Annotated in this window: 16 protein-coding genes; 2 read left to right on the top strand and 14 right to left on the bottom strand. The window is 46.6% G+C overall.

Annotated features, from left to right (window positions below):
- Positions 1-3: 3 nt before the first annotated feature.
- Complete coding sequence (purD, locus tag ACK8P8_RS12220) at positions 4-1272, bottom strand: phosphoribosylamine--glycine ligase (protein ID WP_410025947.1); 1269 nt, start codon at positions 1270-1272, stop codon at positions 4-6.
- Positions 1273-1415: 143 nt separating this feature from the next.
- Here purD and ACK8P8_RS12215 point away from each other — a divergent pair, with 143 nt between their 5' ends.
- Positions 1416-1991: a Fic/DOC family protein gene (locus ACK8P8_RS12215; RefSeq protein ID WP_099289996.1), complete on the top strand. Its 576-nt coding sequence runs from the start codon at positions 1416-1418 to the stop codon at positions 1989-1991.
- Here ACK8P8_RS12215 and ACK8P8_RS12210 read toward each other — a convergent pair.
- The 4 genes from ACK8P8_RS12210 to ACK8P8_RS12195 all read right to left on the bottom strand — a co-directional run bounded on the left by ACK8P8_RS12210 (position 1975) and on the right by ACK8P8_RS12195 (position 4205).
- The gene (locus ACK8P8_RS12210) at positions 1975-2145 is read right to left on the bottom strand and encodes a hypothetical protein (RefSeq protein WP_176554860.1); all 171 of its coding nucleotides are present in this window, start codon (positions 2143-2145) and stop codon (positions 1975-1977) included. The two genes, ACK8P8_RS12215 and ACK8P8_RS12210, sit on opposite strands and share 17 nt — an antisense overlap.
- A gap of 84 nt (positions 2146-2229) precedes the next feature.
- Positions 2230-2892 (bottom strand): DUF2461 domain-containing protein, encoded by a 663-nt coding sequence (locus ACK8P8_RS12205; RefSeq protein ID WP_410025946.1) that lies wholly within the window; start codon positions 2890-2892, stop codon positions 2230-2232.
- A gap of 43 nt (positions 2893-2935) precedes the next feature.
- On the bottom strand, positions 2936-3496 hold the full coding sequence (locus ACK8P8_RS12200) for a cob(I)yrinic acid a,c-diamide adenosyltransferase (protein ID WP_099289994.1): 561 nt from the start codon (positions 3494-3496) through the stop codon (positions 2936-2938).
- Between the two features lie 88 nt (positions 3497-3584).
- Entirely contained in the window at positions 3585-4205 is a 621-nt protein-coding gene (locus ACK8P8_RS12195; protein ID WP_410025945.1) for a hypothetical protein, read from the bottom strand.
- Positions 4206-4335: 130 nt separating this feature from the next.
- Here ACK8P8_RS12195 and recG point away from each other — a divergent pair, with 130 nt between their 5' ends.
- The gene (gene recG, locus ACK8P8_RS12190; RefSeq protein ID WP_410025959.1) at positions 4336-6438 is read left to right on the top strand and encodes an ATP-dependent DNA helicase RecG; all 2103 of its coding nucleotides are present in this window, start codon (positions 4336-4338) and stop codon (positions 6436-6438) included.
- A gap of 110 nt (positions 6439-6548) precedes the next feature.
- Here the strand turns inward: recG and ACK8P8_RS12185 are convergent, their stop codons facing one another.
- From ACK8P8_RS12185 to ACK8P8_RS12145, 9 genes are all read right to left on the bottom strand, one after another.
- Positions 6549-7031 carry a DUF3332 domain-containing protein gene (locus tag ACK8P8_RS12185; RefSeq protein ID WP_410025944.1) on the bottom strand — a complete coding sequence of 161 codons (483 nt, stop codon included), beginning with the start codon at positions 7029-7031 and terminating at the stop codon, positions 6549-6551.
- Between the two features lie 65 nt (positions 7032-7096).
- Positions 7097-8509: an aspartate ammonia-lyase gene (gene aspA / locus ACK8P8_RS12180; protein ID WP_410025943.1), complete on the bottom strand. Its 1413-nt coding sequence runs from the start codon at positions 8507-8509 to the stop codon at positions 7097-7099.
- A 399-nt stretch (positions 8510-8908) separates the two neighbouring features.
- On the bottom strand, positions 8909-10573 hold the full coding sequence (locus ACK8P8_RS12175) for a hypothetical protein (protein WP_410025941.1): 1665 nt from the start codon (positions 10571-10573) through the stop codon (positions 8909-8911).
- Positions 10574-10591: 18 nt separating this feature from the next.
- Positions 10592-12904 carry a hypothetical protein gene (locus ACK8P8_RS12170; RefSeq protein ID WP_410025940.1) on the bottom strand — a complete coding sequence of 771 codons (2313 nt, stop codon included), beginning with the start codon at positions 12902-12904 and terminating at the stop codon, positions 10592-10594.
- A 19-nt stretch (positions 12905-12923) separates the two neighbouring features.
- Positions 12924-14333: a hypothetical protein gene (locus tag ACK8P8_RS12165; RefSeq protein WP_410025939.1), complete on the bottom strand. Its 1410-nt coding sequence runs from the start codon at positions 14331-14333 to the stop codon at positions 12924-12926.
- Positions 14334-14351: 18 nt separating this feature from the next.
- Complete coding sequence (locus ACK8P8_RS12160; RefSeq protein ID WP_410025938.1) at positions 14352-15377, bottom strand: FimB/Mfa2 family fimbrial subunit; 1026 nt, start codon at positions 15375-15377, stop codon at positions 14352-14354.
- Positions 15378-15507: 130 nt separating this feature from the next.
- Positions 15508-17085, bottom strand: coding sequence for an Mfa1 family fimbria major subunit (locus ACK8P8_RS12155; protein WP_410025937.1), 1578 nt, complete (start codon positions 17083-17085; stop codon positions 15508-15510).
- A gap of 55 nt (positions 17086-17140) precedes the next feature.
- Positions 17141-18679 carry a hypothetical protein gene (locus ACK8P8_RS12150; protein WP_410025936.1) on the bottom strand — a complete coding sequence of 513 codons (1539 nt, stop codon included), beginning with the start codon at positions 18677-18679 and terminating at the stop codon, positions 17141-17143.
- Between the two features lie 8 nt (positions 18680-18687).
- Entirely contained in the window at positions 18688-19248 is a 561-nt protein-coding gene (locus ACK8P8_RS12145; protein WP_410025935.1) for a DUF3575 domain-containing protein, read from the bottom strand.
- Positions 19249-19375: the final 127 nt, after the last annotated feature.

Raw genomic sequence — 19375 nt, 5'->3', positions numbered from 1 at the left:
GTGCTATAAATCAAACCCTATATCACGCCTGAAATTCATTCCCTCGAAATGAATTTTCGCTACGTTCTTGTATGATTGAGTCAAAGCCTCTTTCATGGTATCGCCATACGAGCTGACAGCCAATACGCGCCCCCCGTTTGTCAACACTTTCCCGTCTGTCAATTTTGTTCCCGCGTGAAACACGATACTACCCTCCACGTTCTCCAATCCGGTAATAACCTTTCCTTTCTCGTAATCTCCCGGGTAACCCTGCGATACCAACATGACCGTTGTGCAAAAACGGGAATCCAAATCAAAAGCAGCTTGTTTTAACTCGCCCTTCGCCATCGCCTCGAATAAAGATAAGATATCCGTCTTCAATCTCGGTAACACGACTTCCGTTTCCGGATCACCCATACGCACGTTGTACTCGATCACGTAAGGATCACCCGCAACATTCATCAACCCGAAGAAAACGAATCCCTTGTAATCGATACCTTCCGCTCGGAAACCCTCTATCGTCGGACGTACAATCCGCTCTTCCACCTTCCGGTTGAACTCCTCGTCGGCAAACGGCACCGGAGAAACGGCTCCCATTCCACCCGTGTTCAATCCGGTATCCCCTTCCCCGATACGTTTGTAATCTTTGGCAGAGCCTAATATCTTATAATCTTTCCCGTCCGTGAGGGCGAACACGGAAAGCTCTATCCCGCTCAAGAATTCCTCTATCACCACTCGATTACCCGCCTTACCGAACTTACCGTCCAACATCAAGCGGAGTTCACTTTTCGCCTCCTCGATATCATTCAATATCAAGACACCCTTACCGGCAGCCAGTCCGTCAGCCTTCAACACGTAAGGCGGTTTCAGTGTTTTCAGAAAATCAACCCCGTCCTCTATATTTTCTTTCGTCACGGTCAAGTAACCCGCCGTCGGGATATGGTGACGAATCATAAATTCTTTCGCGAAATCCTTGCTCCCTTCCAATATCGCTCCCGCCTTTCCGGGACCCACGATCATCAAGTGTGCAAAACGGGCATCAGCCTCGAAATAATCCCGAATACCTTCCACCAGCGGATCTTCCGGTCCCACGACCAACATCTCGATGCCGTTATTCTCGACAAATGCAGCCAATGTCTCGAAGTCCGTCACCTTAATATTCACGTTCTCCGCGATCCCGGCAGTTCCGGCATTTCCCGGTGCAACATATAACGTTGTCAATCTCTCACTCTCGTTTATTTTCCACGCCAACGCATGCTCGCGTCCGCCACTACCCAATAATAATACCTTCATTGTTATCTTATAATAATTACAACTTGTAACTCGGCTTTACCGAATGACAAAGATAGCGGTTAATCACAAATCATAAATCATAAATCTTAAATAAATTTGGTGATATTGACAGATTTCCATAACTTTGAAGCAAATCGAACGCCATGAACAGATACTCGACCAATGGTGAAGAGGGTGAAATACTCCACAACTTACTCGGACTTACCGACGAGGAAGCAATACACAATGCCGAGTTCGAGGGCTTTTTGACTGCCGAAATTCTATTTACAGAGAACCTGACGCCCAAAACGAAATTCACGATAAAATACATTTGCGACATCCACCGTACCGCGTTAAAAGAACTCTACTCTTTTGCCGGGCATTTCCGCTCCGTGAATGTATCGAAAGGGGGATTCGTCTTTCCGGCCGGACGCTTTATCCCGGATAATATGCGAATTTTTGAAGAAGAGATACTGGCACATCTTCCGGATCACTACGCTCATCAAGAGGAGTTAATCAAGGACATCGCCAAAGTACACGGGGAATTGCTTTTCATTCATCCATTCCGGGAGGGAAACGGACGGACAGCACGTATACTTGCCAATCTAATGGCTCGCAAACAAGGTTATACAGGATTGAATTTCAGACGAGTGAATTTCGACGAGTATATTATAGCCGTTCAGCAAGTAGCCCGCAAAGACTACTCCAGAATGGAAAAGATCATTACTTACGCATTTTAAGTTTCAAATTCACCCGTTCCAGAATAGTGTACGCCGTCTCTTGGGAAATCTTTATTCCTTCCAATTGAAACGAGGTTATCATTCCCTGCAAAATCTCTTCCCGGACCGTGGCGTTTTTCACTAGCTGCGGCATTTTTTCTTTTGTTTTTTCCATACTACAAATATACGACTTTTCCCCTTATTATCAAAGCCATTCAAAGGAAAAACACGTTCATTTTCAATTTTCAATTCTCCATTTTCAATTATTCCACGTCTCTTCCACCGTGTAATTCAAGAAACGATGAAAAGGTTTCATCAACAACAAACGGTCAACCACCCTCTCGACCGCATCCTCACCCTCGAAAAACGCATCCGGCACACCGTGAGTAACAGTATACGCCTTGAATTTCAACATTTCTGCCTCCGGGAAGTCCTTCGGGAAAGGAGCGGGTACTTTCTTCAATTTTTCTCCGTCCAACCGGTAATACTTGGCAAACTCTTTATCCCGAACAATATCCGTGAATTCATCAATATTATCATACACGTCTTGCCGCAACGCTTTCAACAAAGATGGCTCCGGACACCACACTCCCCCGGCAAGCAAGCAGTTACCCGGTTCGATATGCACGTAATACCCCGAACGAGGACTCTTTTTACCGCCCCTCACCATGTACGCCCCGATATGTGTCTTGTAGGGTTGCTTGTTCGGGGAAAAACGCGTATCCCGGTAAATTCTGAAGATACAATCTTTCGCTTCCAACCCCTCGACCTCCGGTTCCACGACAGCCAACGCCGCTATGACACGATTAATAAATGCCTCGTGTTCTGCCTTTATTCTCAAATACCACTCTTTATTGGCATGAAACCAATCCCGGTCGTTATTCTCTCTTAATGCCTCTAAAAAACGAAATATCTCTTGCATTGATGATTTAAGATTTAAGATTTATGATTGAACACGGAATCAATTAGTATTTATCTTTCCTCGGAATCCACTTGGCTTCTTCCAAACCGCAATCTTTTGCCAGCTTACGTCCCAGTACAAACAAGTAATCGGAAAGCCTGTTCACGTAACGTACAATCACGTCCTCGACCTCGATTTCCTCGCCCATGTCAATAATCCGACGTTCCACCCGACGGCAAACCGTGCGAGCGATATGACAAGCCGACACGGCAGGATGTCCCCCCGGCAGCACGAAATATTGCAAAGGTGGTAATTCCTCGTCCATCCGGTCAATTGCCCGCTCTAGAAAAGCTACGTCCTCTTCCGTGCAGGGCATCTTTTTTTGCATATTACTCACCGAGGTATCCGTCGCAAGGTTCGCACCCACGACAAACAACACGTTTTGAATCTCTATCAACTCTTTCACACTAACCTCGTCAATCGGGTACGACCGGATCATTCCCAAATGACTATTCAACTCATCCACCCCGCCATACGCTTCCAAACGTATATTATTTTTCGGCACCCGAGTTCCCCCGATTAATGCCGTAGTTCCTTTATCCCCTGTTTTCGTGTAAACCTTCATTCAATTTTAGATTTTAAATTTTAGATTTATGATTACTCTCCACGAACTAATTTTTTATCGTAAATCGTAATTCATAAATCGTAAATTATTAAATTATTAAATTATACCTCCCCTTTTGCAACCGCTCATCGAAAAAAACAATCCCGTACCACATCATATCTATCGACACCGTTCCTTCTTGACGCAATTGCCGCCAGACGAGGGAATTAAACCGACCTTTGTAAATGTCTTTTATCACAACGCACAAAGGCCCTTTCTTGCGTTCCTGCAAAACCTCTTCCCAAGACTCATGCCAATCCGCCTCGAATGCACGTCCTAAAAACAGCAAGTCTATCTCCCTTCCTTTCATCTCCGCGGGAGTCACACGTCCCGTGTATTCCGCCCCGGGACAATCATGTCCCCCGTTCAACACGTTCATCTGCTTTGAGACCGCGGCTAAATAACGGGACACCCACGGGTTCTCCACTCCCACGCATAATACCTCCCGAAACGAAAAATAATCCGCCAACCGGAAAATCAACCGGTATAACTTTCGTTCTTTCTCCCGGACATTGCCCATTGCCTCGATACGCGCGAAATCATAATACTCCGCCTTTTCCTTTATCACGTTCGTGATCAAGTCAAACACAAAAGGGGAATGTACCCCGTACCCTCTCTTGTGACGAAATCGAATAGCGTGCTTAAACCGTTGTTTCAAATAATTATACATCTCCCGACGAACAATTAATCTATATTATTTATCCTACGAAAATAAAATTTATTCCCGACATGCTCAACTAAAGTCATCTATTTTTTTTACTTTCGTTCGTGAAATTCGATACTATTAAATTTAAATGAGCATTTTGGAACTGGCAGGACTGAATATAAAGTTTATCCCGGGCGTCGGAGAAAAACGGGCATCGCTATTGGAGCAGGAAATGGGCATCCAAAGTTACGAGGATATGCTCTATTATATCCCGTACAAGTACATCGACCGCACCCGGATATATACCATAGGAGAACTCTCGTCCGAGCTCCCGTACATACAAGTCAAAGCCAAAATCATGAACCTGTCCGCCGTGGGAACTGGAAAACAGACCCGTATGGTTGCCACCGCATACGACGGCACGGGGGAACTGGAACTGGTTTGGTTCACCGGCTACAAATACTTGACCAGCCAAATCCTGCCCGAGAAAGAATACCTGATATTCGGGAAACCATCCGTGTTCAACCACAAATTGAATATCGTGCATCCCGAAATTGACTTGTACGAGGCAAACGCCAAACAACTCGTGGGTTTTCAAGCTATCTACCCGACCACGGAGAAGATGAAAAAAAGCTATCTGACCTCCCGCGTAATCAACAAGATTCAAGCAAATATCTTCAAAGCTATCAACGGCCGCATACAGGAAACCCTCCCGGCATGGTTTATCAAAAAGCACAATTTGATCTACCTGCACGAGGCTCTGTACAATATTCATTTCCCGGAGAACCCGGATATGTTGCGCAATGCCCAGTATCGCCTGAAGTTCGAAGAGTTGTTCTATATCCAACTCAATATATTAAAACTCAAATTCAACCGGAAAGCGGCATTCCAAGGCCATCCGTTTACCGTGGTGGGGAATTACTTCAATGATTTCTACCGCAATCACCTCCCCTTTCCCCTCACCGATGCCCAAAAACGGGTAATCAAGGAGATTCGTTCCGATTGCGGGTCGGGGAAACAAATGAATCGCCTGCTACAAGGCGATGTGGGAAGCGGGAAAACACTGGTTGCCGTAATGTGCATGCTTATCGCTCTGGATAACGGTTTTCAAGCAGCCATCATGGCGCCTACCGAAATCCTTGCCACGCAACATTACGAAACGATTTCCGAACTTTTGAAAAATACCCCCATTAGCGTGGGGCTATTGACAGGATCAACCAAAAAGAAAGAGCGGGATGTACTGCATGATGCCCTTTCCGACGGCAGGTTACAAATACTGATTGGAACTCACGCCCTACTGGAAGACGTGGTTAGTTTCAAAAATATCGGGCTTGTCGTAATCGACGAGCAACATCGGTTCGGCGTCGCCCAGCGTGCCAAACTCTGGCAGAAGAACACGATTCCGCCCCACATGCTGGTCATGACCGCCACCCCGATTCCTCGAACGTTGGCAATGACGCTGTACGGGGATTTGGACGTATCCGTGATCGACCAACTGCCACCGGGCAGGAAACCAATCACGACTCACCACGCTTTCGAGAATAAACGCTTGCAAGTCTACAAATTTATCCAGAAGGAACTGGAACTCGGACGGCAGGCATACATTGTCTACCCGCTCATTTCCGAATCCGAGAAAATGGATTACCGTAATCTGGAAGAGGGCTATGAACACGTGATGAGTTATTTCGACCCGCTCGGCTATAAAGCAGGCATCGTGCACGGTAAATTAAAACCTGCCGACAAGGACGAACACATGAGGCGTTTCGCATCCGGCGAAACCCGGATATTGGTAGCCACTACCGTCATTGAGGTCGGCGTGAACGTCCCGAACGCCTCCATTATGGTCATCGAGAGCGCCGAACGTTTCGGTCTGTCCCAACTTCATCAACTCCGGGGACGCGTGGGGCGGGGTGCAGATCAATCTTACTGCATTCTTATGACCTCGTACAAACTTTCCAACGAATCACGCAAACGCATCGAAACGATGACTTCCACGAACGACGGTTTCGAAATAGCGGAAGTCGATTTGAAGCTACGCGGACCGGGAGATATCGAGGGCACCCAGCAAAGTGGACTCACCTGCAACCTGCGGGTAGCCAACCTCGGAAAGGACGGACGTATACTAAATGAAGCCGCCCAAGCCGCCACGATTATTCTGGAAGATGATCCTTCCCTGCAAAAAGAAGAAAACCAAACCTTCGCCACACAAGTAAAACGGCTCTTCAAGACAAAAATCAATTGGCGATACATCAGCTAAATTCGCCTTCGGCGAGTTGCAGGTTACAAGTTGCATTTACCTTCGGTAAGTTACACGACAAAAAAAGGACGCCTTTCGACGTCCTTTTTTATTCTCTATATTCCGAAAAATTAGTGAAGAGCAACAACTGCTTTCATCATCTTCTTCGTGTTTTTCATCAATTTTTGTTTTTCTTGACCGTTCATCAGATACCAAGCATCCTCTTCCGGATAATATTGGAATTCAGCAACAGCGTCAGATTCTTCGCTAGAGATCTCCATTTTGTTCATAGTTTTGGTTACAGTGTAAGATTTACCTGCAAACATCACTTGATCTTTCTCGATATCTCCGGCTTTCATGGCAACAGGATTGTTACCACCCCAGAATTCGATAGAGTTGAAGATCAAAGCATCACCCAAGCAGCACAATTCGTATGCCGGAAGGATGCATAATCCCAAAAATACCAACTCGTTCACGAATTTAGAATCAGAAACTCCACTGTTCCAATTATGCAATTTAGATGTTAACGCGAAAGAGCCGAAACATCCGCTCAAAGCAACTGATGAAGCAGCGATTAAAGCAACTGCAACAAACCGATTAAAACTTTTCTTCATAACCTTATATTTAAAATTTAGTTTTGCTAAGATACAGCAATATTTACGAAATTAAACATGTTAGGTTACTTTTTCTTATAAAATTTTTTCGGTGCAATCATTAATTCCGGACGTAAAACGTTATCTAGCTCTTCCTTAGTCAACAACTTTTCTTCCAGTACCAAATCGTAAACACTTCTGTTCTCCGACAAGGCTCTCTTGGCAATACGAGAAGAATTTTCATATCCTAACGTCGGATTCAACGCGGTAACGATTCCGATACTGTTCATTACCATATCCTTGCAACGCTCAACGTTAGCAGTGATTCCGTCAACGCACAACACTCTCAAACGATCCATAACTTTAATCAACATCTGCATAGAGTTGAATATAGCGTACACGATCACCGGCTCCATCACGTTCAATTCCAACTGACCGGCTTCAGCAGCCATCATCACGGTCGTATCGTTACCGATTACACGGAAACAAACTTGGTTTACCACTTCAGGGATAACCGGATTTACTTTACCCGGCATGATAGAAGATCCCGGTTGCATCGGCGGCAAGTTGATCTCGTTCAATCCGCATCTCGGACCGCTGGACAACAAGCGCAAATCGTTACATACCTTGGACAATTGAACGCAGAAACGTTTCAATTCGGAAGAATAGGATACACAAGCCCCGGTATCAGGCGTAGCGGCAATCAGGTTCGGTGCTAACACGAACTCTTCACCACTGATAATACGCAATTCACGAGCACAGATTTCAGCATATTCCGGTTCTGAATTGATACCCGTACCAATAGCCGTGGCACCCATGTTCTCGACCAAGAACAATTTAGCAGCCTCGTTCAGACGCTCGATATTCTCTTCCAAAGTATAAGCATAAGCCTCGAACTCCTGACCTAAAGTCATCGGCACGGCATCCTGCAACTGGGTACGTCCCATTTTCAACACGTGCTCGAACTCTTTCGCTTTTCTACGGAAAGAATCAACCAACAATTTGATCTCTGCCACAACTTCTTTATTGGTCAAAATTATAGCCAAGTGGAAAGATGTCGGGTAAGCGTCATTCGTGGATTGAGAAAGATTCACGTGATTGTTCGGGTGACAATAATCGTACTCACCTTTTTGATGTCCCAATAATTCCAAAGCGCGGTTAGCTACAACCTCGTTGATATTCATGTTCGTGGAAGTTCCGGCACCACCTTGTACCATATCCACGGGGAATTGGTCGGCCAATTTACCGTCAATGATCTCCTCGCAAGCTGCCGTAATAGCATTCGTTATATCGGAAGGAATCAAGCCTAATTCATAGTTAGCCTTTGCAGCCGCCCATTTTACCATCGCTAAAGCCTTCACGTAGTTCGGGAACATTCCGATCGTGTAACCGCTAATCCCAGCGAAGTTCTCGATTGCTCTCAAAGTCTGAACACCATAATAAGCATCCATTGGCACCTCTTTGTTGCCGAGTAAATCATGTTCAATTCTTGTCTTCATAATTCTTATAGATTAATTATTTCCAAATACGTTTGAATCTCTTTCAAGTTTCACCCGATCGTCAAAAACTCACTAAATGTCCCTCGCTCATACAAAACGACCCGGAGAAAATTAATCCGGCAAAGGTATAAAAGTTAATAGTATAAAGCCAAATTTTAGACAAGAATTTACACGTAACTTTACAAGTGTTATAACATTGAATATCAATATAATCAAATAAAATTTAACAAATTAAAGTGCAGAAAAAGGCTTTTTTACAAACGTTTCCGAAAAAACAAACAAAAGATTGGGGAGTAGGGTTCGCCTTCGGCGAGTTACAAATTACTAACGCTAGAGAAGCAACCTGCAACTCGCCGAAGGCAAATGCAACCTGTAACCTGCAACTCGCCGAAGGCGAACTCAAGGTTGATTATCATCTATATTAATCACGATTTTCGCCAAAGAAGAACGAAACAACTCATCGTCATAAGGCGCGTACTTTCCCTTAACGTCATACATGATCGAGGCCTCGCCCTTGAAACCCTTGACCGGAAAAAACATCATTTCAGCCAGATCCGGATTATATACCCATTTGCCCTCGTTAAGAGCTTCGTACACGAATACCTCACTCCCAAGACATTCCTTATCATTTTTCCATATTCTGAAACTCCTCGGGTTCAGATTATCTTTTCCGGCATTCGGAGTACTGCCTTCACCCCTGTACGTCACGTCATTATCCAATGGCCTCACGGTGGCAGGTCCTCGACGATGCTCGTAAATATCATCTTCCGCGCGTGCCCCGTAGAGAGGAGTAATACGCAAATTCTTGATAATATTGGTATGCGCCGTAAGTTGTCCGGTCGATGCCATAAACCCGATACATAATCTCTGTGGCGTAGTCAGGGTAAGGTTTGTTACCGGTGGGTTGGTATACCATATCGGTTTAGGCGGACTTCCGCCCGCAATCCGGATTGGCAAACTATTTTCAGCATAACTCAAAGAAGACGGATACGTGTAATTCTCTATCACGATCGTCTTTTCTGTTCCGTGTTGTATCGTCACCGTGATCTTAAAACCACCCCCGTTATCATTGGGTTCCAACGCGATAATAGCCTTTCGGTATGTACTTTCATCCGAATGGGAAAACACACCTCCGCCTGAAATATTGAACGGTTTATCAATCCGGGGAGCAACATGCCGTTCATACTGCCCGCTCGTCGTGTTCAACTCGAATCCGGCTTCATTTCTCAATCCGTTCGAATGTTCATCTTCAAGCCCTCCGGTAATACTCCATCCCGTGTGCCGGGTGATAAGTACCGGAAATCCCCAACTGCCTTCCGGTATTTCATGCGTATTCTGTTGAGTTGTTATCGTTTTTTTTCCTCGACCGGCAGCCCCCCGAATGGTTACATTACTTCTGGTGTTATATTTTAGAAGCTGCGCATTAGCTATTGTAGTCAAATTATCATCATAAGGAATCCCGTTTCTCATCTCGTAGTCTTCCATACGCCAATTCTTAAAATTACCCTGATCCAACGCCACGGCGAGATACCCGCCTTTCATGCCGGTTATCGGCAATACCCCCTTACTTATGCTCTGGTGAACCGACGACCTGTGAGTATAACCAAACCCCGCCCCCTCCGCTCCGTATTTCAGATTATCCCCAATATATTGATTGGTAGTCGCATCGACAAGAAACATACAAATACCGTCCGTCAAACCCTTTTCCGACGGATTCGTGTACATCATGATATACTCGAACTCAATCAGTAAACCGTCTTTCGTGGAGAAAATATAATCGGGCAAATAAAAAGCCCCGACCTCTTCTTTTCCTTGCGTGAGTCGCAATCCCAAGTTTTTCACCGGCTTCGCCTGATTTGCTCTCTTGTACGTGTTATCGGCTTTTCTTCCCGAGGCTTCGATCTGATTCGGCTCAAAAAGTTTCACATTCTCCATATCCCCGTCCAAAAACGACCGGAAAAAAGGCATAAGATGAGAGGATTGTGCCGATACACCGTCCCTCATTCCCAACAATACCAACAAAAGAAAGAATATCTTTTTCATCATATACTTCGGTGTTTCCATATCATATATATTTATCCATCAATAATCTCTGATACAACGAATCGGAAAAGCATACGACAAGTCGGCATCGTAAAACAGCATCCCGTCTTTTTCCATGAAAAGATCGTTCACCGTGTACCGGCTATTAATCGTGTAAGGCGTCGCCGACCAATAATACCCGTAAGCCCCGACTTGTACCACGTTACCGTCCCCGTTGGGATAGCGGTGTCCCGCGGCAGGCAGAAAAACAGTTCCGGCAGGCGGTGTCCCCGCGTTGGCAGGCGTTGAAGTAGAAGCCGACACGTTCGCCCCCAGAAACCAACCACTTTCCGGATCAAACGATCCATTCAAATAACTACCGGAATTGGCGTTCAAGTTTAACGTGACATCTTTAAAACTACCTCTATTCGCTGTTTTTACCCCCGTTTCATTATACAATGCTTCTAATTCGGCAGAAGTAGGCATACGCCATTTTCCTTCCACCCAACCTTTTCCATCCTTTCCACTGGAAATATAACGACATATATCCCCTATGCCCGTTGCCTCGTCGAAACCCGTGTTATTAAAAAACTCTTTAAAAGAATCATCCGCCGCGGAAGACGAGGTAAAGCCGAAATTCGGGTGACCGTACGGTATTTTATCCCAACCGCCAAGCCCGCCTTTCCAGTCTGACGGATTCAACCCCGACGGGGCATACACGACTTGTACCGTCGGATCATAAGGATTCCCTCCCGGTGCCAGTGCGACAAGCGATCCCCATTTAAAAAACAGCCCCTGCGACCAAGCCGGAATCGTCCGGTTATCCTGTTCCGTAATGGCAAAAGTCAATACCCCGGAACTTAGAACCACGTTACTACGGGCAAACAATTCGGCGACCGGAACTCTCCGGACCGTCAGCGTGTCGATAAGCCTCCCGGCAGTAAACACGATTTTACCGCTCACGTAATCCTCGGGATTACCCGGCGGGGTAATCGCCGTAACATTGATTTCCACCCCTGTCTGGTTAATGTCAGCCCCATTCGTCGAGGGCTTATTGTCGGCAAGCCGGAGCCACGTGTGCGCGTTCGGTTCCAGCACGACAGCATTCCAATCCCCGTGATAATCGGAACTCACCCGGTGTTTCAATTGCCTGCTCACGCCGTACGGCATATCAATTACCCGTGTTTCCACCCCCATAAAGAACTGTCCGTCATAAACAATGTGCTTTATCCCGGACATATCCACGACCAGAATAGAAGTTTTCAGATTTGACAACACACTTTTCGAGCGAAGCGCCTGATCGAATGATTCGTAGCCGATTCCCTCTGCCGCCGTTATCGTGACAATATACTTGTAGTTGCGGTACAGGGGCATATAGTCCGCGGCAGTAGACGCCGCCGACTCACGAGTGAAATCAACGCGATAATAGTAATCCTTCCCAAAATACTTTCCTTTGATAATCAGACAAGTTCCGTTCACTTGATCGGCTTCCGAGTTCCTCGCGGCTTCATAGGCGTAGATCTCTCCCGCCAACAAAGGTCCGGCAACATCGCCAACCTGCTTATATTCATACATCATCGCGTCATCCAAGGTTCCGGACTGCTTACCCGCCGGACTCGGCACCATAGGATTATTATTATTCGTGTAATAATCCGCTATGATATTACCGTTGGATGCGTTCCACGCCGGGGCAATATAACCCGAAGTATTGTAATTCACCACGTGTATTTCCTCAAGTCTGAAAATGCTCCCCTTAACCTCGTTCTCGACGTCAATACGGGCAAGCATACGAGTCAATGATATGCTGACTGTCTTTCCCGGTGCAATCCCGTCGACGGGGACTTCCCCGTACATCGGTATCGGGGTATAACCCGGTGTCGATACATTCCATTTATAGGAACCGTCGGCATCCGGTCGCGTGGTAAATTTCAACGCTCCTAACACGTCTTGTTTTTCCGAATTGACCGGATAATCTGTCAATGCCTTATCCACCTCGTCCGAAGCGTTCGTGACAATTACGATCAAAGCAGCATTCTCGTCTTTCGGTAATGCCAGATTATACTTTATCTTGTAATCCGAACCCGACGGTTCCTGTGTAAAATTACTCACTTTGATACTTTGGAGCAATTTCGCGGCAGGAGTCGATTGATCGAAAATCAAAACGTCTATCGTCTGCACCGCGGCCTCCCCCTTGGAACCTTCTATCGAGCGGGTTACAGGCACATCAAAACCCGGAATAATCATTTCCATGGCCACCACCTCACCCGATACTCCGGCAGGTGCATCCAGTTTCTCCGGTACACACCCCGCCATACCAAGCAGTAATAAAACAGCCGGGTAAAACAGTTTCGATAATACTTTAAATCGCTTCATTTAACACATATTTATTATACTATGAACGAGTTACCCGTACCTCCTTGGTCAGATTTCCCGCCTTGACTTCTACAACGGCATAACATCCTATATCAACACTACTTAGATTCCCGGAAACCGTAAATGTCAACTTTTGCAACAAACTTCCGGCAACTTCCGACATCGCGACTTGCAACCAATCACTCTGAACGTGAGAAGGTGCCAGTAGATTACCATTTTTATCGTAATAACTTACCGTTCCCAGTTGTATCCCTTTCGGGAACCCGCGGTCAGTCCTGTCGTAATTGGTCTCGGTTGTAATTATAACCGACTTCCCGTCATTACTGATATAAAGATTATCCCGACTTACCCGCAAAAAGTACTGGGGATCAATAATAATACCCTGTCCCGCGTCCGACCACGGAATGACGGTATGCTCGAACTGCACGGTTTTCTCCTTCACGACACCCACGATACGGTACACGTTATTACGCCTGATCTCCGTGAGTGCTTGCACATTCCCCCCTCCTTCCGGGGAAAATTCCGACAAGATCGTGCGGGTATCCCTCAACCCGTCGGGAGTACTTAATCCTATGATATCCAATACCAGCTTATCAACATCTCCCGGGGCAGAGCAGGTTCTCTCGGGAGTGTAAAACGCGCATATCAATTGCTTGGTATCATCCAACTCCAAAGAATTACTTCCCCCGTAAGTCCAACCGACATAGTCGTAATCACTGGCAGGAATCAACATCCGCCCGAAATTATTTTCCACTTCCGCACCCGTTTGAAAACGAGTGCCGTCTGCCTCTGTCCCTGCCACCAGATATCCTCCCGTGTAGGTCTTCTCCAACAGCACCCGGAAAGAATTGGTCAGTCGGGCAAAAGCAACGGCATCCTCTTTTTTCAACCAAAGCTCTACCCGTGCCACCCCCCGTTCTAAATTGATCTTTTCCCGTGTCGTGTTCCCCTCGGTTACTGTAATTTTCCGTTTTACCCCGGTCATCGGAAGCCCCGAAGAAGCAGGGAGCGTGTGGTTAAAATTAAACGCGTCCCCCATCTGAAAAATCAAATCCTCCAACTCGGACGGGAATGTCACCGCTTCCAGCGCGGCAGTCATCGTCCCCGGCTCATTCACGACCACGACAAGCATTTTATCCGGGTTCGAACTGACTTCCAACGTCGTACCGAACTTCTTGGCATCCTGCTCTTTCGTGTCAAAAGCAACGACCTCGTTGATATCGACAACAGGGAAAACCGAAGCGTCATCGAACGTGATAAAACGGGCTGTATGAACGTAATCATGTTCGTCAGCTCCATCCACAAGAACCTCTATCGACATCATTCCCCGCGTACCGCCCGCCATACCCTCATTCTTTTCCGAGCGTTCCGAGATACAGGAAACGAGAAAAACCAGCGTAAAGACAATATGTAAGATATTATTTTTCATAAACACTTCAATATAAAATCAGACACCTATATCATTAAACCATATTATCCAGTTATTGATCTTGATTCCCACGGCAACAAAACCATCGGGTTCACTTCCCTCTTTATACAGAAGCACCAGATGCCATTCGCTCTGGCGGTCGAGAAATTCCTGCATGGACAAGTCATTACCGTCCAACCCTTTCGCGGGTTTTATCTCTTCCAGTAAAGACATCAGATCGTAATCCCACAACACGCTTCCGCTTCGCGCATCACGCACGGTAAGTTTATAATTATAATCTTCACCGTACACCAGCCTGACCGTGTTAAGACGTCCCGCGGACAACACTCCCGGCTCGCTCCCCGTTGTCAGTTCGTATGGAATATACCTCACGTTTTCCCTTAGCCTTGGCATATTATCATGACCGTACACCGCCCCTTCCGGGGTTTCTATTTCAAAAGTATACGCTGCCGCCCCACTTCTTGCTCCGGCATATTTTTCCGATTTATCCAGCAACAACGTAAAACGATTGGTATTCTTGACAAGATGCACCGGAAACACCGACAAATCGGACTTATTCTGAATATCAATGGTCTGTCCCACCCATAAAGGCGAGAATCCGTGAGATACCGTCCCGGACGTCCGGTTCAGCGTTATCCGGACATCTTCCAGCATAGTCTGCCCGGGGGATAAAGAATTACCGTCCTTGTCGGCAACCTTAAAATGCCCTGTCAACCCTCCTATCGTCAGTATCTTGTATTCTCCCGGACGGAAATCATTCCCGAAAAACATCCGTTTTCCCCCGACAAGTTCCTTACGCCCGACGTGTCTGTTGAAAAGATACAGCCCTTTCCCGTCAAACACGAATACATCGACCGTCTCCACTTGCAGTTCGAAAGAGTCAACATACTCCATATTGTAATCGTAGACAAATTCCAGATATATCCCGCAATCATCCATATCGTCCTTGATACTCTCGCACGACACGAAGAAAAGCGACAGGATAACGACCGGAAGCAACCGGAACCTGTTTCGATGTACATTATTCACGTTCATACCATTCATTCATTATAGATTTAATCATGCCAACCGTTCGGGACTTCACGAAGGCGGCACAGAAATGCTTCCAACCACACAAGCCACGCTTCATGAATCACCGAATCGTCAATCACTAAATCACCAAATCAAAAAATCCCTAAATCCCTATTTCGTTTTCCCAAACAATCCACGGTGCTACCTCAACCGTGATACCGATATATCCTACCGTCCCGTCAATCGGATCTTTCGGGTCCGGATCACCGGGTCCCGGGTTGTCAATATCCGGATACCAAGGAGTTCCCGGACCTTTCACGGAACCCAAGGTCAATTTATACCAGTTGTTACGAACGACGCCGTATTTGGCAAAAGCCATCTCCTGCGTTGTTTCATTATCATGACGTATCTCGTAATAGTAATAACAAAGCCCGTTCTGGTACCAACGGATAACAGGATTCTTACCGTCCTTGATAACCTCTCCGCCATTCGGGATTTGTGACAAATCCGTTTCCAAAAGAGTGGCGAACGACGTACCGGTAAGAGTCACCTCGCTGTGCGCATCCGCGTACTCCTTTATTTTAGTGTACATTTTCTCGCAGGCAGCCTTTAAATTCGATCCGGCATCGGCAGCATTGTAAGCAGCTTGCAATGCCGCGAAATCAGTGAAATTACTCCCGGCAAAATTAAACCAGTCGCCCCCACTGGCACGTCCCGGGGGATAATACGTGCCTTTAATCACCAGACGGGTGGCATTCTCGAACTTCTGTTCGGCGGCAGACATCGTATTCTCGATACAATAAGTTTTATCCGCGGCAGCCATCCACGTGTACGGCGACACCAATACCGGAGCGTAAGTACTACGATTTACCGTGGCATTCACGACACCTGCATCATTCGTGTAATTCGGGTCAACCGTGTAGAAATTACTGGTATAACTTCCACCACTCGAATGAGTAACCGAGAGTAGCGTTTTCTCCGCGAAAGGATAGAACGTACTGTTCACGGCATCCAAAGTCCAGTTACCGAAGACAAATGTTGCCCCGTCAGGTTTGACCTCTATACTACCTTTAAGACTGAGTTCCAACTTGGAAGCCAGACGTTCAATCTTCACCTGCACCCTGTTACCTGTTTTCTCGGCAGCCTCCTTTGCCTCATCGTCATCCACATCCTTCGTCACTTTCTGAATTTTACCGCTGATGTCAATCAAAGGATCGGAAATCTTATCCCCGGCGGATTTCCCCGTTTCATCGCCACTATTAATCATGGTAAAACCTTTGGTAATAGGTAGAACCACATCCGTGATCTCCTCTCGGGTAGCCCCTTTGATTGCCGTGTTAACCGTGCTAAAAGTCGTCGTTACATTAATATCGTTCAACATTCCCTCCAGTTTGTCGCCGGGATTGGCTATCACCAGAAGTTTGGTCGCCGCCGCGGATACCTTGACGGCTGACGGACTTGAAGAAGCATTCGGAATCTTCACGAGGTAATCCGTCGTACCCGGGATTCCCACTATATTTTCCGCCTTATCGAAGAACAACAGATAAAGGTTTTTCAAGTCACTCTCGTTCGTTCCGCTTTCCTCACCCGAAGAACGGGCTGATGTGTTTTGCGTTGCAATTTTAATGGAAAGATAAGCAACATCCGCTTCATTCGTTTCCGGCGGATCATTATCACTGTCACTTTTACTGCAACCGGTCAATGCCGCTATCGCCAACATTGACATTAAAATCATTTTCATCTTCATTTAATCGTGTTTTTAATGGACAATAATTATATTTTCAATCATCGTGGAATCAATCCATTCCATACATTTCCCAATCTTTCAATTTCTCCTGATAAACATTTTCATCTGCCTTGTATCGTTCAATCAATCTAAGATGTCCCACCGCATCCGTATTACCGGCAGCCACCGCCTTCTTCGCGTAATATTCCGCTTTGTCCAACTCATTATTGCGGGCGTGGAACGCGGAGAAATAAATCCATGCTTCGGGCTCATCCTCCAGTCCCTGCAAGAACTTCAACGCCGCCGACACATCATTTGACAAGTAACTAAACACGCCCATCGTGATGCGGCTGCTTTTTTCCTCCGGGAATATCCTTGCCGCCTGCACGATAACCTCCTTGAATTGAGTGCTACCGGGTTCATATTGATTGGCAAGCAGGTAAAACTCGTACAAAGACAACATACTCGGGTAAGATTTAAACACTTCCTTTATGGTTTCGATCGAGTATTCGGGAACCGTGAAAGTAATCCGATAGGCACTCCGGCGAAGCATGGGAAAAAGGTTGGCAAGCATATAACGATAAGTCCGTCCTTCATTATACTGCATCAACAGCCTCTCGCGCCCGTCAAATACATCCGTATTCCCGATAATTTCGAGCACTCGTCCTTTTTCGCCCTCGGGCATAACCGGATCTTCCCGAACCAATTTTTCAAGTCCTTCCCAATCCTCCCCGTAACCTCGCGAAGAAAGAGCGATTCCCGCGAGGTCGTAATTCCCGCGAAGCCACCCCGTGAGCGAAGCCGCCCGCCGCTCCGACAGTTTAAGGTTATACTCCCACGTCCCCTCCGGTGACGCGTAAGAAGAAATCGTAATGGAGTTAATTTTCACTCCTTGTACTTTTCTCACCTTTTCAATACTCTGCCGAATCTTATCCAACTCGTTCCGGTTATTGGCTAACATAGGTTTAATCTCCGCGTTGCCTACCGTATAGATAATCTGTGCCTCGCCGGACTCCGTTCTGATCTTTATCTCCTCCCGCGGCGGAACGGGAAGTTCCACGGGAAGCTCGTAAATTACACGTGTCGGCTTTTCCGCGAAACGGATTCTATCAGCGATAACCTCCATGGAAAGGTGATGAAATTCACCCCTGCAATTGCGCCGTTCCTGTGCCATGGCAACATTCGCGTCCTTCATCCAACTTTCGAGAGGAACCGTCGCGCTGTAACTTATCCTCTCGTGAAAAAGCTTTTGCCCCCTCGCGGAGAAAGACGCGTACACGGGTTCGACACGCCCCGAAAGCCTTTCAATCCTGTTCACCACCGCCTGTTGAATCCTGCCGCTGATAACGACAGGCAGCAGCTTCCTCTCGTTCATCCCGGAACGAATCACCGGGAAAAGGTACATCTGACCTCGGGCAGGGACAGAAACCCCGATAGCCTCAATATCAAGCACAACACGTATACTGTCACGCTCCTGCCGCACGTCACGCACCACCACTCGCACGTCTGACACTTTTTGTTGGGCGACCAAACCGACAGGAGTCATAAAAAGCAACACGAGCCCAACCAGAGCCACCATTTTAAACCTTATCTTACCATTGATTTTCATAGTCTGTATTATTTTATCAGAAACACAAGAGTCACCCCGAGTTTCGTCAACCCGAAATAATGCGCGGTCTTATGCCCGATCTTGGGTTTACACTTGCCACACGGGAATTTATCGTGCGACATATAAGCATATCCTGCCCCGACAGTAGCTTCCAGCGACCAGCGGGGCGCGAATATCCAGTTATAACCGTAGCTCACGCCGACACCCGCCAACCATCCCTCGTACCGGTTATCCTTTATCGTTCTAAAAGGTCCGATACCTCCCGCGTTATAAGAAGCGTAATGAGCGTGAACACCCAAGAAATGTCCCGTGAACGGTTGACATTTCCACCACCGTAATTCCGGCTGCACGGCAAAATGCTTAAACTTCTTATCATTGCTGAAACTCCACAAATTCCAACTGACGGGAACATCCAACGTGGTACGCACCCCGACCTTGAATTCCACACCCAGATTCGGGGATGCCATACCGTCCATCAGCAGGTTATTTTTCAACGCGATTTTTTGAGCACGGGCTAACGTGCAGAACGAAATCACCATGATCAATAATATAAATCTTTTACTTTGCATACAGATTTAATTTTCTTAATGCAAATGTAAAGCATTGTTATCGCTTGAAAAAGACAACTTTATCCAACTCCTGCACCCGAAATTGGACATCCCGGAGAAGTTCGGGCAGACAACCTTTCCGTCCCAC

The sequence above is a fragment of the Butyricimonas muris genome (assembly GCF_046365375.1).
GTDB classification, from domain to species: domain Bacteria; phylum Bacteroidota; class Bacteroidia; order Bacteroidales; family Marinifilaceae; genus Butyricimonas; species Butyricimonas muris.
Note: the sequence above shows the minus strand (reverse complement) of the source record. Positions and strands in the feature narration are given on the sequence as shown.

Excerpts from the sequence above, each read along its gene's own strand:
- ACK8P8_RS12200 (WP_099289994.1), bottom strand. The coding sequence starts at position 3,496 with ATGAAGGTTTACACGAAAACAGGGGATAAAGGAACTACGGCATTAATC.
- ACK8P8_RS12150 (WP_410025936.1), bottom strand. The coding sequence starts at position 18,679 with ATGAAAATCAATGGTAAGATAAGGTTTAAAATGGTGGCTCTGGTTGGG.
- ACK8P8_RS12210 (WP_176554860.1), bottom strand. The coding sequence starts at position 2,145 with ATGGAAAAAACAAAAGAAAAAATGCCGCAGCTAGTGAAAAACGCCACG.
- ACK8P8_RS12185 (WP_410025944.1), bottom strand. The coding sequence starts at position 7,031 with ATGAAGAAAAGTTTTAATCGGTTTGTTGCAGTTGCTTTAATCGCTGCT.
- ACK8P8_RS12145 (WP_410025935.1), bottom strand. The coding sequence starts at position 19,248 with ATGCAAAGTAAAAGATTTATATTATTGATCATGGTGATTTCGTTCTGC.
- ACK8P8_RS12160 (WP_410025938.1), bottom strand. The coding sequence starts at position 15,377 with ATGAATGGTATGAACGTGAATAATGTACATCGAAACAGGTTCCGGTTG.
- ACK8P8_RS12205 (WP_410025946.1), bottom strand. The coding sequence starts at position 2,892 with ATGCAAGAGATATTTCGTTTTTTAGAGGCATTAAGAGAGAATAACGAC.
- ACK8P8_RS12155 (WP_410025937.1), bottom strand. The coding sequence starts at position 17,085 with ATGAAAATGATTTTAATGTCAATGTTGGCGATAGCGGCATTGACCGGT.
- ACK8P8_RS12195 (WP_410025945.1), bottom strand. The coding sequence starts at position 4,205 with ATGTATAATTATTTGAAACAACGGTTTAAGCACGCTATTCGATTTCGT.
- ACK8P8_RS12170 (WP_410025940.1), bottom strand. The coding sequence starts at position 12,904 with ATGAAGCGATTTAAAGTATTATCGAAACTGTTTTACCCGGCTGTTTTA.
- ACK8P8_RS12165 (WP_410025939.1), bottom strand. The coding sequence starts at position 14,333 with ATGAAAAATAATATCTTACATATTGTCTTTACGCTGGTTTTTCTCGTT.
- ACK8P8_RS12215 (WP_099289996.1), top strand. The coding sequence starts at position 1,416 with ATGAACAGATACTCGACCAATGGTGAAGAGGGTGAAATACTCCACAAC.
- ACK8P8_RS12175 (WP_410025941.1), bottom strand. The coding sequence starts at position 10,573 with ATGGAAACACCGAAGTATATGATGAAAAAGATATTCTTTCTTTTGTTG.
- purD (WP_410025947.1), bottom strand. The coding sequence starts at position 1,272 with ATGAAGGTATTATTATTGGGTAGTGGCGGACGCGAGCATGCGTTGGCG.
- aspA (WP_410025943.1), bottom strand. The coding sequence starts at position 8,509 with ATGAAGACAAGAATTGAACATGATTTACTCGGCAACAAAGAGGTGCCA.